Below are 14,880 nucleotides of genomic sequence, written 5' to 3'. Positions count from 1 at the left end.
TCCCTTCCTGCGCATCGGATCGACATGCCGTCTGGCGCTAAGGTCCGCCGCGCTGCAAACTAGAGGATCGACCAAGGAGCCCGCCATGACCGTCCCGGACGAGGAGCTATTCGCCTTTGTCGATGGCGAACTGCCGCCCGAGGCCATGGCGCGTATCGAGGCGGCTCTGGAGGGCGATCCCCAACTGGCGCTGCGGGTCGAGACGCAGCGCGCCTTGCGTCGGTTGCTCTCGGGATCCCCTATGGGCGCGGCCGCGACGTCACCTCAAAAGCGGGCCGCCGCCACGACGCCCCGTCCTGGCCCTGCGCCCAAGGTGGCCGAAGTCATCGCTTTCCCCGGCGCTCAAGCCAAGGCCAAGACCAAGCCGACCCCCAAGTCGGCTTCGCCCAGGGTCGCCAGGCCCAAGGCCGAGGCCGGTGGGCGCGGGTCGCACTGGATGATGATCGGCTGCCTGGTGGCGGGGCTGGCGATCGGCCGGCTGGCGGCGCCTTCGCCCCCGACCCTGAGCGGCGCGCAGGACATTCCACCGACTGCCGCCGGACCCTTGGTCAAGGCGCTGAATAGCCAAGCCTCGGGCCAGGTAGCCCTCGTGAAAATTGGCCTGTCGTTCAAGAACAAGGCTGGGCTCTATTGCCGCACCTTCCAGGCCTCGGGCCAGACACCGGTAGCGGGGGTGGCGTGCCGCGAGGCCTCGACCTGGCGGTTGCGGGTGGTCAGCTTCGCCGGCCCGGGGGCCGTGCGGCCAACGGTCGATGCGCTGATCGCCGGCCAACCTCTGGACGCCGCCGGCGAGGCCCGGGCCAAGGCGGGGGGCTGGAAAGCCAGATAAGGCGCCGCCCCCCGGCGAAGCCAGGGGGCGGCAGGTCCGAACCCGCGCAGGGGGGAATGCGGGGTGGGTTCGGACCGGCTCGTGGCCGGTCGATCGCGCCCGAGCCTAGAGCATTTCCCGACCTGACTGCGTCAGGCCGTGAGCTCTAATCTTTTGTTTTGACGCATTTTTCTTCACGCGAACCGAAACCGCTTCACTCGAAAAATGCTCTAGACCTTCATGTCCAGGAGGGCGCCCGCCATCTCGTTGGCGGTTCTAGCGACGGCGGCGTTGGCCTTGAAGTCGATCTTGGCCGAGACCTGTTCAACGACTTCGTGCGCCAGATCGACCTTGCTGCCTTCCAGGCTCGAGGCGGCCGTGCGCTGGGCGCTGGCGCTGAGACGATCGGCGGCGGCGAACATGCCGGCGGCGGCGGTGGCGAGTACCTGCACGGACCGTTTCCCTCAAGTTGCTCGCGCAGTGTCTCTCCGCCCGGTTAAGCGCTCTTCACCAAAGAGGGTGAAATTACACGGTTAAGGGGCGCGGCCCGATGAGGAGGCCTGCCCAACGCCGGTTTCTCAGAGATTTCAAACGTTCAGGTTGGGAAAACTCGACAATCCGCGCGCCGGTAGCCAAGGTTCGCGCCTTCGCGGGTCGTCCCCGCCCTTGGAGCCTGCTTGATGCCGTTCTCCCGTCGCGCCGCCCTAGCCGGCGTCGCCCTGCTGCTGACCGTCCAACCCGTTTTCGCTGCTCCCGTTAGTAGGGCGACCGCCGCGAAGGTCGCCGCCAAGCCCGGCTTCACGCCTTCGGCCGACGCCATCCGGGCCCACATGACCTTCCTGGCCGATGACCTGCTGGAAGGCCGCGAGGCCGGCACTCGGGGCTACGACATCGCCGCCAACTACGTGGCCTCGCAATATGCCCTGATGCATGTGAAGCCGGCGGGCGGGAATGGCTCCTACCTGCAGCCCGTGCCGCTGACGGCCTATCGGAACGCTTCGCAGGGCGGGGTGTCATTCACCGGCGCCGACGGCAAGTCGGGCGCCCTGGTGTTCGCCGAGGATTATCTGCCGTCGGCCCAGGCTCGCCAGGCCGAGCTGTCGGTGACCGCGCCGCTGGTCTTCGTGGGCTATGGGATCAGCGCGCCCGAGCACGGCCGAGACGACTATGCGGGGCTGGACATCAAGGGCAAGATCGTCGTGCTGATGGGCGGCGCCCCCAGCGGTTTCCAGACCGAGGAACGGGCCCACTACGGCAACGCCAACGTCAAGCGGGCCGAGGCGGCCAAGCGCGGCGCGATCGGCGTGCTGATCATGCCGACCACCGGCGGTGAGAAGCGCCGTCCCTTCCAGCGCGGCGTGGCCAACTTTCAGGAATGGCGGATGACCTGGCGCGACGCCCAGGATGTTCCCTATGTGCGCGGCGCCTCTGCCCCCAGCCTGGCCAATCTGAGCCTGGCGGGCGCGGCCAAGCTGTTCGCCGGCGCGCCTGTCGCCTTGGACGCCGTGCTGGCGACCGCCGAGACCCCCGAAGGCCTGGTCAAGGGTTTCGCCCTGCCAATCCAGGCGACGGTCGCTCTAAAAACCGAGATCGAGAAGCGTCAGAGCAGCAATGTCGTCGGCATGATCGAGGGTACGGACCCGACGCTGAAGGCCCAGACCATCATCCTCAGCGCTCACCTCGACCACCTGGGCATCCATGGCGAGGGGGCCGACAAGATCAACAATGGCGCGCTCGACAACGCCTCGGGCGTGGCCACCCTGCTGGAGGTGGCGCGCGGCTTCAAGGAGGCCAGGACCAAGCCCAAGCGCTCGATCGTGTTGCTGGTGGTGACCGCCGAGGAGAAGGGCCTGATCGGCTCGGAATATTTCGCCAACAACCCGACCGTGCCCAAGGCCGGCATCGCCGCCGACGTCAATCTGGACATGCCGGTTCTGCTGTACGACTTCCAGGACGTCATCGCCTTTGGCGCCAACCGCTCGTCGATCGGCCCGGCCGTGGCCCGCGCCGCCGGCCGCGTCGGCATCGGCCTGTCGGCCGATCCGCTGCCGGAGGAAGGCCTGTTTACCCGCAGCGATCACTACCGCTTCGTCGAGCAGGGCGTGCCGTCGGTGTTCCTGATGACCGGTTTCAAGAACGGCGGCGAGAAGGGCTTCAAGGACTTCCTGGCCACTCATTATCACAAGCCCAATGACGACCTGAGCCAGCCGATCGACTATGTGGCCGGCGCCCGCTTCGCCCTGGTCAATTACGAGATCGCCCGCGAACTGGCCGACGCGCCCGCCCGGCCGACCTGGAACAAGGGCGACTTCTTCGGGAACCTGTTCGGCAAGAAGTAGCGCCGAGCTCCCAGCTGGGGACAGGCGCATGCGCCTGTCCCCATTCGCCTTGACCCCATCAGCCGCCTTGACCCCGCCTGCCCGCGGCGCGATCTGTACCCGCGGATGAGCCGGAGACGGGACGCGTGCTGAGTGTGGGAAGCCTGCTGAGGATCGGCCTGATCGCGCCGGCGGTCATGGTGGCCGACGTCTGGCTGGCCCAGCGGCTGTTTCCGGGCTTCAATTCCGGGGCCCAGTTCATCAGCGAGCTTGGCGGACCGGCCGCGCCCAATCCGGCGATCTTCAATGTGGGCATGGTCGTGGCTGGGCTGGCGGGCATGGCGGCGGGGGGCGGCTTCGCCCACGCCCTGCAGGACGCCGGCGGCCGTCGCCAGGTCTCGGCCTTCGCCGGGCTATGGGTGGCGATGACCGGCCTGGGCGCCCTGTTTGCTGGCCTGTTCCACTGGCCCGATCCCATGCACCGCGCCTGCGGCGTGGGCCTGGCCATCCAGTTCGCGCCGCTGTTCACCGCCTGGGCCCTGTGGGGCAAGCCCCAGCACCGCCGGTTGGCCCACTTCTCGCTGGGCTGGTTCTTCGGCCTGCTGCTGGTGCTGGCCCTGTTGACCGGCGTGTGGAACGTGCGCACCGGCTCGGACGTCGGCCTTTGGCAGCGCGGCCACGCGTTCCTGGGCCTGCTGTGGCTGGCCATCGCGTCCTGGAACCTCGACCGCCACTGGCGCTCGCGGCCGACCGACATCGGCGAGCCGCCTGAAGCGTCCGGGGAACCGGACTACGCTTCCGCCGCCTCGTAGCGCGCGACTACTTCCAAGCGTAGTTGAAGCTGATGCTGATCCGCTCTTGCTTGGCGGCGTTGGCTGGCACCTCGTGGCGCAACCAGCTTTCCCACATCAGCACCGCGCCCGGCTGGGGCTGGACGTAGACGAAGGTCTGGCGATCCTCCGGCGCGTCGGCCTGGCGGGTCGGCGCGGCCATCATCAGCGGCAGGCGCGGGTCCTCCAGCTTCAGGGCCGAGGCGCCGGGCGGGGTCGCCACATAGACCGTGCCCGACAGCACGCTGTGGGGATGGATGTGGCTGCTATGGGCGCCGCCGGGCCTGAGGATATTGATCCACAGGCTGTCCATCATCAGCCGCCCCCCGGCCAGCTCCAGGTTCAGATCGCGGGCGAACGCCCCGGCGTGCTTGTCGAGCTTCTTCTTGAGATCGGCGAACAGGCTGTCGCGTTGCGGCAGGTCATTCAGCGAGGCGTAGGAGGTGTAGCCGGGATAGCCCTTTTCCTTGGCCCAGGCCTTGCCGGCCCGGTCCTCGGAAGCAATCGCCCGGCAGGCGTCTTCCAGCTCGGCGTTGAAGGCGTCGAACTCCTTGTCGGCGGCGAGGCTGCCCTCATAGAGGTGGGTGACGAAGAGCGGGCGCAGGGTCATGGGGCGTCATACCGCCCCGCCGCGTTGACGACAAATCGCGATCGGCGGATGATTGCGTCATGGCCGACGGCGAAATCACCCTGAAGATTGACGAGGCGCTTGCCGCAAGCCTGAAGGCTCGGGCCGATGCGACGGGTCAAAGTATTGAGGCCGTGGCCGTAGAAAGCCTTGATTTGATGTTTAGCCAGGATCGAGGATTTAACGACAGCGCGGCGCATTGGGACGAAATTCAGCGCATTGTTGACGAAACCGAGCGAGATGGCGGAATTCCTCTGGAAGACGTTGAGCGTTGGGTGGCTTCATGGGACACCGACAACGAACTGCCGCCGCCTGAGCCTCGTCCTAGAACCGCCGGTCGATGAAGGTCGAGATTTCGGCGGCTGCTCGCCGAGATATCCAGTATCTGCGACGCTGGTTGGCTGGACGTTCGCCCGATACAGCGAAGCGCGTGAGCCAAACAATAGTCGCTGCGATTGCGAGCCTGAATCAATTTCCGGAACGTGGCCTTAGCGTGCGAGGAGACTTGCGCGAGCTTATCGTGCCCTTCGGCTCGGCCGGCTCTGTCTTGCGGTATGGCATCGTGGCGGACCGCGTCACCATCGCCCGCGTCTTCCACAGCCTGGAACGTCGCTGACTGCCCCAGACTCACCTATATGTCCCCCGTGGACCAAGACACCTTCGCCCCTCCCCCCGCCAACGCCCTGAAGGGCGCCGCCCTGATCAAGGACGAGGTCTCGCGCCTGCCCGACGCGCCGGGGGTGTATCGGATGATCGGCGAGGACGACGAGGTCCTCTATGTCGGCAAGGCCAAGAGCCTGAAGAAGCGGGTGATCCAGTACGCCCAGGGCCGCTTTCACACCAACCGCATCGCCCACATGGTCGACGCCACCCGGTCGATGGTGTTCGTCACAACGCGCAGCGAGGCCGACGCCCTGCTGCTCGAGATCAACCTGATCAAGTCGCTGAAGCCACGCTTCAACGTGCTGCTGCGCGACGACAAGAGCTTTCCCGAGATCATGATCCGCCGCGATCATGACGCGCCGCAGTTGCGCAAGCATCGCGGGGCTCACACCATCAAGGGCGACTATTTCGGGCCGTTCGCCAGCGCGTGGGCGGTGAACCGGACGCTGAACACCCTGCAGAAGGCCTTCCTGCTGCGCTCATGCAGCGACAGTGTCTACGAGACCCGCTCGCGGCCCTGCATGTTGCATCAGATCAAGCGCTGCGCCGCGCCATGCACGGGACTGGTCGGCAAGGACGACTACCAGGCCCTGGTCGACCAGGCCGAGGCGTTCTTGCGCGGCAAGTCTCGCGCGGTGATGGCGACCATGGCCAAGGCCATGGAAGAGGCCTCCGAGGACATGGAGTTCGAGCGCGCCGCCCGGCTGCGCGACCGGATCCGGGCCTTGGCCGCGGTGGCCGCCGAAAGCCAGATCAATCCCGAGACCGTGGACGAGGCCGACGTCGTGGCCCTGCACGTCGAGGGCGGCCAGGCCTGCGTGCAGGTGTTCTTCTTCCGCGCCGGCCAGAACTGGGGCAACCGCGCCTATTTCCCGCGGGTGACCGGCAACGCAGAAGAGGAAGACGCCGAAGACGGTGAAAAGAGCGCCACCGAGGACCAGCGCATCCTCACCGCCTTCCTGGGCCAGTTCTACGACGACAAGCCGATCCCGCGCCTGATCCTGACCAACCTCGAGCCCGCCGACCGCGAACTGCTGAGTGAGGCCTTCTGCCTGAAGAGCGGCCGCAAGGTGGAGATCGCCACTCCCAAACGCGGCGAAAAGGCCGACCTGGTCGGACACGCCCTGACCAACGCGCGCGAAGCGCTGGGGCGGAAGATGGCCGAGGGCAGCGCCCAGACCAAGCTGCTGGCCGGGGTCTGCGAGGCCTTCGGCCTGGACGGTCCGCCCGAGCGGATCGAGGTCTATGACAACAGCCACATCCAGGGCACCAACGCCGTGGGCGGCATGATCGTGGCCGGGCCCGAAGGCTTCATGAAGGGCCAGTACCGCAAGTTCAACATCAAGAGCACCGAGCTGACCCCCGGCGACGACTACGGCATGATGAAGGAGGTGCTAAAGCGTCGCTTCGCCCGCCTGATCAAGGAAGAGGACGAGGGCGACAGCTCGGCCCGGCCCGACCTCGTCTTGGTCGACGGCGGCAAGGGCCAGCTGGACGCGGCGATCGAGGTGATGGCCGACCTGGGCGTCGATGACATCGCCGTGGTCGGCGTCGCCAAGGGGCCCGACCGCGACGCCGGGCTGGAGCGGTTCTTCATGCCCGACAAGACGCCGTTCATGCTCGAGCCCAAGTCGCCGGTGCTCTACTACCTGCAGCGCCTGCGCGACGAGGCCCACCGCTTCGCGATCGGCGCCCACCGCACGCGGCGCTCGATGGACCTGAAGAAGAACCCCCTCGACGAGATCGAGGGCGTCGGTCCGGGGCGCAAAAAGGCCCTGCTGCATGCGTTCGGCTCGGCCAAGGGCGTGGGTCGGGCCGGGGTCGAGGATTTGGTGAAGGTGGACGGGGTCAGCCTGCCGCTGGCCGAGCGGATCCACGCATTTTTTCGGAAGAGCTAGCGGCTCACCAACCGCTTGGTTCCCCGCCCCGCGTCCCCACATATGAGCCATCCCCATACCCAAGCTTAGGCCTTGCTCATGTCCACGTCGCTCTATGACCTGACTGTCCCCGTGCTGGTCCGCGCCCTGCGCAACCTTTCGGCCATACTGAAAAAGGGCGAGGCCTTCGCCAAGGAGACGGGTATGGACCCCAAGGACCTGATCGAGGCGCGCCTGTTCCCCGACATGGGCGCCCTGGCCAGCCAGATCCAGCGGGCCAGCGACAGCGCCAAGGGCTGCGTCGTCCGCATCGGCGGCGTCGAGAACCTGGCCATGGCCGACACCGAGACCACCTTCGACGAGCTCCAGGCCCGAATCGCCGCCACCATCGCCTTCCTGGAAAACACCCCGCGCGAGGCCATGGACGGCAAGGAGGAGACGCAAGTGGTGCTCAAGCTCCCCAATGGCGAGTTTCCGTTCACGGCAACGAACTTCGCCTTGGGCTTCGTGCTGCCCAACGTTTTCTTCCACGTCACCACTGCCTACGGCATCCTGCGCCACAAGGGCGTGCCGCTCGGCAAGCTGGACTATCTCGGCGGGCTATAGGTTTAAGTCCTCCCCCTATGGGGGAGGCGATCGCGCAGCGATCGGTGGGGGGAGTTTTGGAGCCGATCGCCGGCCTGGCGAACATCCGATCACTCCCCCCTCAGTCGGCCTCGCCGACATCTCTCCCGCAGGGGGAGGACTTCTACGCCGCCTTCGGCCTCAGCGCCCATAGCCCGCCGAAGCTCAACGCCGCCGCGACGGCCAGGTACAGCCCCACCGGCGCTAGCCCGCCTCGCTCGGCCAGGGCCTGGGCGATCATTGGGGCCAGACCGCCGCCAAGAATGCCGCCAATGTTGAACGCCGCCGAGGCGCCGGTGTAGCGCACTCGGGCCGGGAACAGGTCGGGCAGGAAGGCCCCCAGCGGGCCATAGACGAAGCCCATGACCAGCAGGCCCAGGGCCAGGAAGGCGAAGATCACCAGCAGCGAGCCTGAGCCCAGCATCGCCGGCAGCAGGGCCCCGACCCCCACGGTCATGGCGCAGCCGGCCATCAGCACCCGGCGCGGACTGCTGGCGTCGGCCCAGTAGCCGGCGGCGACGATGCCGGCCGCCATGAACAGGATCGCCCCCAGCTGCACGCTCAGCATCGCCGTGCGGCTGTAGCCCAGGGTGTTGACGCCGTAGCCGAGCGCGAAGGCGGTCATCAGGTAGTAGACGGCGAAACAGCAGATGGCCGCCAGGGTCCCGCCCAGGGTGACCCGCCAGTGGTCACGCAACAGCTCGCCCAGCGGCACCGCCGGCGGCGCCTCATGAGCGATCGCGGCGGCGAAGGCGGGGGTCTCGGTCAGCTTCAGCCGCACCCACAGTCCCACCCCGACCAGGGCGGCGCTGCCCAGGAACGGCAGACGCCAACCCCAGGCCATGAACTGCTCCGGCGTCAGGATCACGCCCAGGATCAGAAACAGCCCGTTGGCGGCGATGAACCCCACCGGCGCGCCCAACTGCGGGAACATGCCGAACCGCGCCCGCCAGCCCGGAGGCGCGTTTTCTACCGCGAGCAAGGCGGCGCCGCCCCACTCGCCGCCCAGGCCAAAGCCTTGGCCAAACCGCAGCAGGCACAGCAGGACGGGCGCCAGCCAGCCGGCCATGGCGTAGGTGGGCAGGAAGGCGATGGCCAGGGTCGAGCCGCCCATCAGCATCAGCGAGGCCACCAGGGTCGACTTGCGCCCCACCCGGTCGCCGAAATGGCCAAACACCGCCGCGCCGATCGGCCGGGCGAGAAAGGCCACGCCCAGGCTGGCGAAGGCGGCCATCTGCTGCAGGCTGGCCGACTTGGATGGAAAGAACAGCGAGCCGAACACCAGCGAGGCGGCTGTGGCGTAGATGTAGAAGTCGTAGAACTCCACCGCCGTGCCGACCAGACTGGCGGTCAGCACGCGGCGAGAGGAATTGGCGCCGGGTGGCTGGGTCTCGTCCATGGGGTCTCCCTAGATGCCGGCGAGGGCTAAGCGCGATAAGAACGCAAGGTCAACTGATTGGGTAGAAACCGCCCCAAACCGCGCCTTTTCGAGCAGCCTTGGCGGGATCTGTCTTTTGCTGTCGTCGCAACGCGGCATGGCCATGCCGAAATAGTTTAGTTTTCGAGGAGGCGCACGTAGGACGCCAGGTCAGGGACCTTCTGAACCACCGTCCAGAAACGGCGGTCCGCCGTGACGACCCGCGTCCGCTCGCGCACGGCCAAGGCCAGGTAGAGACAGTCGTAGACGGCATGGCCCAGACGTTGAGCCAGCACCGCAGCGGCTTGCAAATCTTCCTCGATCGGGATCGCGGTCACCGGCGCGTTGAACAATTCCGATAGATGCTCGGCGGCCTCCTCGGCTTGGAGCTCGCCCCGCCTCGCGCGCCGCCACAAGGCGCTCGCCGCCTCCAAAAGCCAGAGCGACGGCGCGATCAGGTCTTCTTCCAGCAAGGCGTCGGCGGCGGACTGACCTGGCTCATCCAGAACCCATTTCAGCGCCACGGAGGCGTCGATGACCAGGGTCATCGAGCGTCGCGGTCGGCACGGATCAGGTCAGCGGATTCTCCCGCGATGCGTCCGACGGTCTTTTCACGAAGGCTGGCGGCGCGTTCGCGAAACGCGGCGCGGCCGGCCTTGAGCGCGGCCTCCAGGATCAAGCGATGCTCGGCTTCGGCGCTGCGACCGTTCAGGGCCGCCCGGCGCTTGAGCGCTTCGACGACGTCACGGGGCACTTCGCGAACCAAGAGCTGAGCCATGACGAATGATATCATCTGCTATCATAACGCGCAATCGGCTCCCCATAGCCCTTCCGCTCGCTCATGCGTTAGAACGCCACCATGAAGAACTTGCCCAACATCCTGACCTCGGCGCGCCTGGTCATCGCCCTGTTCATGTTCGTGGCCTTGGCCGCGGCCGCTGGCGGCCTGCCGTGGATCGGCGATAGCCTGAGCACGACCCAGCAATATTCGCTGCAGCGCTGGGCGTTTTGGGCGTTCGTGATCGCCGCCATCACCGACTTCTTCGACGGCTGGCTGGCCCGCAAGTTGGACGCGGTCAGCATCTGGGGCGCGATCCTTGATCCGATCGGCGACAAGATCCTGGTCTGCGGCGGCTTGCTAGGCCTGATGGCCCTGGGCCCCAATCCGCTGGTCATCTTGCCGGCCGGCTTGATCCTGTTTCGCGAATTCGCCGTCAGCGCCCTGCGCGAAGTGAGCGCTGGCAAGGGAATCAAGCTGCCGGTCACCTTGCTGGCCAAGTGGAAGACCACGCTGCAACTGGTGGCCATCGCCGGCGAGATCGTCATCGTCTCATGGAGCGCCTTCAACCTGCCCGACGACAAGGTGCTGTTCGGCTACACGGCCATGGGTGTCCACGGCCTGCTCTGGGTCGCCGCCGTGGTGACGCTGATCACCGGGGCTCAATATTGGGAAGCGGCAAGGAAGGCGCTGGTCTAGGGCGGACCTCAACCTGTGGGGGAGGCGATCGCGCAGCGGTCGGTGGGGGGAGTTTCAGGGCCGTCGAGGGACTTGGCTAGCTGCCGATCCATCCCCCCTCCGTCGCCTTCGGCGACACCTCCCCCACAGGGGGAGGAATTATTCCGCCGCCAGCAGCAGCGCCCCACCGTCATCCTCGACCAAGTCGGGATCGGTCGGGCCGTGCAGCAGCCATTCGGTGTCGGGGGCGGCGCCCGCGCGGGTGCGCTCCGCCTGCATCATCAAGGCCAGCCACGTTACCCCGGCCGTTCGAAACACCATGATCGCCTCCAAAGCGCTCCACCATTGTTGAGAGTGACTCTCAAGAACAGTGGATGCAAGGCGTCATTTCGGTCGGGAGCCTAGGCTGCTTCGGCGGCCTCGACGGCCACGGCCTTGCGCTTGGCGGCGGTGGTGGCCGAGCGCTTCTTGGTCGCCGCTTCAAGGGTGACCTGACGACGCTTCGAGGCTTCCAGTTCCAGCACGGGCAACACTTCGGCCGCGCCGCGGCGCTGGGCCGGCGTACCGACGATGTCGAGGCGACGTGCATTGGCCAGAAGCGAGACCAATTCCTGGTCGTTCAGCAGAGGGATCCGCTCGATCAGGGTCATGGGACACTCCTTGAAATCATAAAATTCTCGCACGGACGCGAGAGACTTAGATCAACGTTCAAGGCGACGCTTGGGGTCCAAAACTATTTTGGATTCAACGAGATTCATTTCGGACTCCTGTGGAGTCACGAATTCACTTGCCGTCCGCGTCTCAGGGCTTCATGGTGGCTTATCGAATTCGCTGCCGTTCGGCCTGCTTTTCCATGCTCTCCTTGTGAGAGCGCCGGACGCGCCTACCGATCCCCAACGAAATTTGATCGTCGAACGGAACGACTCCGGCGACGAATATTGACTACAAGGACTACGAACTATGGCTACCGGCACCGTGAAATGGTTCAACGGCACCAAGGGCTTCGGCTTTATCCAACCTGACGACGGCGGCGCTGACGTCTTCGTGCACATCTCGGCCGTTGAACGCGCCGGTCTGCGTGGTCTGGACGAAGGTCAGAAGATCACCTACGAACTCGAGCGCGACAACCGCTCGGGCAAGATGTCGGCGGGCCAGCTGCAGGCTTAATCGCCTCACGCTCACGAGATTTGGAATGGGTCGGCGCTCACGCGCCGGCCCATTTTTCTTGGGCGATTGCCGTATGGACGCCCCGCGTCCAGCGTCGTAACACCCTGAAAGCCCGAGGCAGCGGTCACGGCCCATGCGCTCCTCTCGGCTGCTCATCCTGCTGTGTCTGGCCGCGGCGCTTACCGCCTGCGGGTCTCTGTCGCGCGACACCTTCGAGGCCAGCGACCTGGCCGGCCCGCCGCCCCAGGGCCTGGCCGATATTCGCTTCAACGCCACCGACAGCGACGCGGCCATCCGCTTCGCCGCCCCGGCTCGCGGCCGCGCCCTCAAGCAGCGCACCTTCGACGTGCTGGCGCTGTCAGGCGGCGGCTCGAACGGGGCTTAAGCGCCGGTGTGCTGGTGGGTTGGACCAAGCGCGGCGAGCGTCCGGAGTTCGATATCGTCACCGGGGTCAGCACCGGCGCCCTCACCGCCCCCTTCGCCTTCCTCGGCCCCAGTTGGGACGACCGGCTCACCCAAGCCTATACCGGCCAGGCGGCGGGCCAGATTCTCAAGTCTCGCGGCCTGGGCCTGCTGTTCCATCCCAGCTTCTACAGCGCCGACGAACTGCACCGGCTGTTGGTCTCCTATGTCACCGACGACATGCTTCGGGCCATCGCCGTCGAGCACAGGCGTGGCCGCCGCCTGCTGATCGCCACCACCAATCTCGACACCGAGCAGACGGTGATTTGGGACATGGGGGCCGTCGCCAGTCGAGGCGACGCGGTCTCACGCAAACTGTTCGAGGACGTGCTGGTGGCCTCGACCAGCATCACCGGCGTCTTCCCGCCCGCCCTGATCCAGATCGACGGCCCCAATAGCGGGAAGGGGGGCCGACACCTGTCGGAGATGCATGTCGATGGCGGGGTGACCATCCCGTTCTTCGTCGCCCCGGAATCCCTGCTGTTATGGACCGCCGAGAAGGGCATGGCGCGGCCGGGACGGCTGTAGGTGATCGTCAATGGCAAGGTCGGCGGCACGTTCGGCTTCACCAAGGGCGGCGCCCTGTCGATCGTCGGACGGTCGTGGGACGCCATGAGCAAGGCCCTGATGCGCACCCACCTGGCGGCCGGCAGCAGCTTCGCCCGTCGCAACGGCGGCCAGCTGTTCTACAGCGCCATTCCCGATACCGCCGACGTTGACACCTCGGGCCTGGATTTCGCCGCCAACAACCGCAACGCCCTCTTTCAGCTGGGCGTGGAGCGCGCCGAGGCCGGCTGGGCCTGGGCCCTTGCCGATAGCCCGGAGGAAACGCCGGCCGTCCCCGCCGCCGTCCCGGCGGCGCCGGTGATCAGCGGGAGGCGGTGAGCCGCGATAGGGGACATGCCCATGGGCATGTCCCCTTCAGCGAGCGCGGCCCCCAATAGCGGTGGTCGCCACATAGGCCGCCGCCACCGCCTCGGCCACCTTGATGCCGTCGACGGCGGCCGAGAGGATGCCGCCGGCATAGCCCGCCCCTTCGCCGGCGGGATAGAGGCCCGCGGTGTTGAGGCTCTGGAAGTCCTCGCCGCGGGTGATGCGGATCGGCGAGGAGGTGCGGGTCTCGACCCCGGTCAGCAGCACGTCGGGATGGTCGTAGCCGGCGATCTGGCGGCCGAACACCGGCAAGGCCTCGCGCATGGCCTCGACCGCGAAGGGCGGCAGGCAGGCGGCCAGGTCGGTCATGGTCACGCCCGGCTTGTAGGACGCCGCTACGTCGCCCAGGTCGGACGAGGCCCGGCCCGCCAGAAAGTCGCCGACCTTCTGGGCCGGGGCGGCGTAGGTCGAGCCGCCGGCGGTGTAGGCCAGGCTCTCCCATTTCCGCTGGAATTCGACCCCGGCCAGCGGGTGGCCGGGATAGTCGCGCTCCGGGTCGATGCCGACCACGAAGCCGGAATTGGCGTTGCGCTCGTTGCGCGAATATTGGCTCATGCCGTTGGTCACCACCCGGCCGGGCTCCGAGGTCGCCGCCACCACCGTGCCGCCCGGACACATGCAAAAGCTGTAGACCGTGCGTCCGTTGGCGCAATGGTGGGCCAGGCTGTAGTCGGCCGCGCCGAGGTCCGGGTGCCCGGCATGGGTTCCAAACCGCGCCCGGTCCATCCACGACTGCGGGTGCTCGATCCGCACGCCGATCGAGAACGGCTTGGCCTCGATATGGACGCCCTGGTCGTACAGGACCTGGAAGGTGTCGCGGGCGCTATGGCCGATGGCCAGCACCACCTGCTCGGCAGCCAGATAGTCGCCTGTGGAGAGCTGCAGGCCCTTCAGCCTGCGCGAGCCGTCGGCGGCGGTCTCGACGTCGAAGCCGTCAACCCGACTGCCCCAGCGGTATTCGCCGCCCAGGGCCTCGATGGTCTGGCGCATGGACTCCACCATGGTCACCAGGCGAAAGGTGCCGATGTGGGGATGAGCCTCGGTGAGGATTTCCTCGGGCGCGCCGGCCTTGACGAATTCCTCCAGCACCTTGCGACCCAGGTGGCGGCGATCCTTGATCTGGCTATAGAGCTTGCCGTCCGAGAAGGTGCCCGCCCCGCCCTCGCCGAACTGGACATTGGACTCCGGGTCCAGCTCGCCCCGCCGCCACAGGGCCCAGGTGTCCTTGGTCCGCTCGCGCACCGCCTTGCCGCGATCGAGGATGATTGGCCGAAAGCCCATCTGGGCCAGGAAGAGCCCGGCGAACAGGCCGCAGGGCCCCGCCCCGATCACCACCGGACGCGGGCCGTTGAAGCCCTCCGGCGCCTGGGCCGTGAAGCGGTATTCGGTGTCGGGCGTCGGCCGCACGTGGGAGTCGCCGGCTAACCGGGCCAGCACGGCGGCCTCGTCACGCAAGGTCACGTCGACCGAATAGATCATCAGGATCGCCGCCTTGCGACGCGCGTCGTGCGACCGCTTGGCGATGGCGAAGTCCAGCAAGTCGCCGGGCGCCAGGTCCAGCCGCGCTTCGATCGCCGGCCCCAGGGCCAGCGGATCATGGCCCAGCGGCAGTTTTAGTTCGGAAAGGCGCAACATGGCGCGGGTTTAGCGGGAAGAAGGACGGGGCGCGATCCAAAACCTGTCATCCCGGTTCGGGG

General features: G+C 67.1%; 20 protein-coding genes. 12 read left to right on the top strand and 8 right to left on the bottom strand.

Going from position 1 to position 14,880, the window contains the following annotated elements; translation table 11 throughout:
* The first annotated feature begins 85 nt into the window (after window positions 1–85).
* Window positions 86–829: an anti-sigma factor gene (locus ACP694_RS17570; protein ID WP_426014521.1), complete on the top strand. Its 744-nt coding sequence runs from the start codon at window positions 86–88 to the stop codon at window positions 827–829.
* Between the two features lie 209 nt (window positions 830–1,038).
* Here ACP694_RS17570 and ACP694_RS17565 read toward each other — a convergent pair whose 3' ends face one another.
* Entirely contained in the window at window positions 1,039–1,260 is a 222-nt protein-coding gene (locus ACP694_RS17565; protein WP_426014519.1) for a flagellar basal body rod C-terminal domain-containing protein, read from the bottom strand.
* A 228-nt stretch (window positions 1,261–1,488) separates the two neighbouring features.
* On the opposite strand from ACP694_RS17565, the gene ACP694_RS17560 reads away from it, so the two are divergent.
* The gene (locus ACP694_RS17560; RefSeq protein ID WP_426014517.1) at window positions 1,489–3,147 is read left to right on the top strand and encodes a M20/M25/M40 family metallo-hydrolase; all 1,659 of its coding nucleotides are present in this window, start codon (window positions 1,489–1,491) and stop codon (window positions 3,145–3,147) included.
* Between the two features lie 77 nt (window positions 3,148–3,224).
* Window positions 3,225–3,938 carry a DUF998 domain-containing protein gene (locus ACP694_RS17555; RefSeq protein ID WP_426014748.1) on the top strand — a complete coding sequence of 238 codons (714 nt, stop codon included), beginning with the start codon at window positions 3,225–3,227 and terminating at the stop codon, window positions 3,936–3,938.
* A 7-nt stretch (window positions 3,939–3,945) separates the two neighbouring features.
* Here the strand turns inward: ACP694_RS17555 and ACP694_RS17550 are convergent, their stop codons facing one another.
* A complete protein-coding gene (locus tag ACP694_RS17550; RefSeq protein WP_426014515.1) occupies window positions 3,946–4,566 on the bottom strand; it encodes a TIGR02466 family protein in 621 nt (206 codons plus the stop codon).
* Between the two features lie 59 nt (window positions 4,567–4,625).
* On the opposite strand from ACP694_RS17550, the gene ACP694_RS17545 reads away from it, so the two are divergent.
* From ACP694_RS17545 to ACP694_RS17530, 4 genes are all read left to right on the top strand, one after another.
* Window positions 4,626–4,928 (top strand): antitoxin, encoded by a 303-nt coding sequence (locus tag ACP694_RS17545; RefSeq protein WP_426014514.1) that lies wholly within the window; start codon window positions 4,626–4,628, stop codon window positions 4,926–4,928.
* A complete protein-coding gene (locus ACP694_RS17540; RefSeq protein WP_426014512.1) occupies window positions 4,925–5,200 on the top strand; it encodes a type II toxin-antitoxin system RelE/ParE family toxin in 276 nt (91 codons plus the stop codon). The genes ACP694_RS17545 and ACP694_RS17540 overlap by 4 nt, the downstream gene beginning before the upstream one ends.
* A 19-nt stretch (window positions 5,201–5,219) precedes the next feature.
* Window positions 5,220–7,145, top strand: a complete 1,926-nt coding sequence (gene uvrC / locus ACP694_RS17535; protein ID WP_426014510.1) for an excinuclease ABC subunit UvrC — start codon at window positions 5,220–5,222, stop codon at window positions 7,143–7,145.
* Between the two features lie 78 nt (window positions 7,146–7,223).
* Window positions 7,224–7,730, top strand: coding sequence for a DUF1993 domain-containing protein (locus tag ACP694_RS17530; protein WP_426014508.1), 507 nt, complete (start codon window positions 7,224–7,226; stop codon window positions 7,728–7,730).
* 142 nt (window positions 7,731–7,872) lie between these two features.
* On the opposite strand, the gene ACP694_RS17525 is transcribed toward ACP694_RS17530, so the two are convergent.
* The 3 genes from ACP694_RS17525 to ACP694_RS17515 all read right to left on the bottom strand — a co-directional run bounded on the left by ACP694_RS17525 (window position 7,873) and on the right by ACP694_RS17515 (window position 9,943).
* The gene (locus ACP694_RS17525) at window positions 7,873–9,147 is read right to left on the bottom strand and encodes an MFS transporter (protein ID WP_426014505.1); all 1,275 of its coding nucleotides are present in this window, start codon (window positions 9,145–9,147) and stop codon (window positions 7,873–7,875) included.
* 155 nt (window positions 9,148–9,302) lie between these two features.
* Entirely contained in the window at window positions 9,303–9,713 is a 411-nt protein-coding gene (locus ACP694_RS17520) for a type II toxin-antitoxin system VapC family toxin (RefSeq protein ID WP_426014504.1), read from the bottom strand.
* Window positions 9,710–9,943, bottom strand: coding sequence for a FitA-like ribbon-helix-helix domain-containing protein (locus ACP694_RS17515; RefSeq protein WP_426014501.1), 234 nt, complete (start codon window positions 9,941–9,943; stop codon window positions 9,710–9,712). Before ACP694_RS17515 ends, ACP694_RS17520 begins: the two co-directional genes overlap by 4 nt.
* Window positions 9,944–10,024: 81 nt before the next feature.
* Here ACP694_RS17515 and pgsA point away from each other — a divergent pair, with 81 nt between their 5' ends.
* Window positions 10,025–10,642, top strand: a complete 618-nt coding sequence (pgsA, locus tag ACP694_RS17510; protein ID WP_426014499.1) for a CDP-diacylglycerol--glycerol-3-phosphate 3-phosphatidyltransferase — start codon at window positions 10,025–10,027, stop codon at window positions 10,640–10,642.
* Between the two features lie 138 nt (window positions 10,643–10,780).
* Here pgsA and ACP694_RS17505 read toward each other — a convergent pair whose 3' ends face one another.
* Window positions 10,781–10,942, bottom strand: a complete 162-nt coding sequence (locus ACP694_RS17505; RefSeq protein WP_426014498.1) for a hypothetical protein — start codon at window positions 10,940–10,942, stop codon at window positions 10,781–10,783.
* A gap of 80 nt (window positions 10,943–11,022) precedes the next feature.
* Window positions 11,023–11,271, bottom strand: coding sequence for a hypothetical protein (locus ACP694_RS17500; protein ID WP_426014496.1), 249 nt, complete (start codon window positions 11,269–11,271; stop codon window positions 11,023–11,025).
* Window positions 11,272–11,581: 310 nt separating this feature from the next.
* On the opposite strand from ACP694_RS17500, the gene ACP694_RS17495 reads away from it, so the two are divergent.
* From ACP694_RS17495 to ACP694_RS17480, 4 genes are all read left to right on the top strand, one after another.
* Window positions 11,582–11,788: a cold-shock protein gene (locus ACP694_RS17495; protein WP_007666377.1), complete on the top strand. Its 207-nt coding sequence runs from the start codon at window positions 11,582–11,584 to the stop codon at window positions 11,786–11,788.
* A 133-nt stretch (window positions 11,789–11,921) separates the two neighbouring features.
* Complete coding sequence (locus ACP694_RS17490) at window positions 11,922–12,173, top strand: hypothetical protein (protein WP_426014494.1); 252 nt, start codon at window positions 11,922–11,924, stop codon at window positions 12,171–12,173.
* 14 nt (window positions 12,174–12,187) lie between these two features.
* Complete coding sequence (locus ACP694_RS17485) at window positions 12,188–12,778, top strand: patatin-like phospholipase family protein (protein WP_426014492.1); 591 nt, start codon at window positions 12,188–12,190, stop codon at window positions 12,776–12,778.
* Complete coding sequence (locus ACP694_RS17480) at window positions 12,779–13,135, top strand: hypothetical protein (protein WP_426014490.1); 357 nt, start codon at window positions 12,779–12,781, stop codon at window positions 13,133–13,135.
* Between the two features lie 36 nt (window positions 13,136–13,171).
* Here the strand turns inward: ACP694_RS17480 and ACP694_RS17475 are convergent, their stop codons facing one another.
* Window positions 13,172–14,818 (bottom strand): NAD(P)/FAD-dependent oxidoreductase, encoded by a 1,647-nt coding sequence (locus ACP694_RS17475; protein WP_426014489.1) that lies wholly within the window; start codon window positions 14,816–14,818, stop codon window positions 13,172–13,174.
* Window positions 14,819–14,880 lie beyond the last annotated feature (62 nt).

This window comes from Caulobacter sp. DWR2-3-1b2, from assembly GCF_049896345.1.
Taxonomy (GTDB): Bacteria; Pseudomonadota; Alphaproteobacteria; order Caulobacterales; family Caulobacteraceae; genus Caulobacter.
Note: the sequence above shows the minus strand (reverse complement) of the source record. Positions and strands in the feature narration are given on the sequence as shown.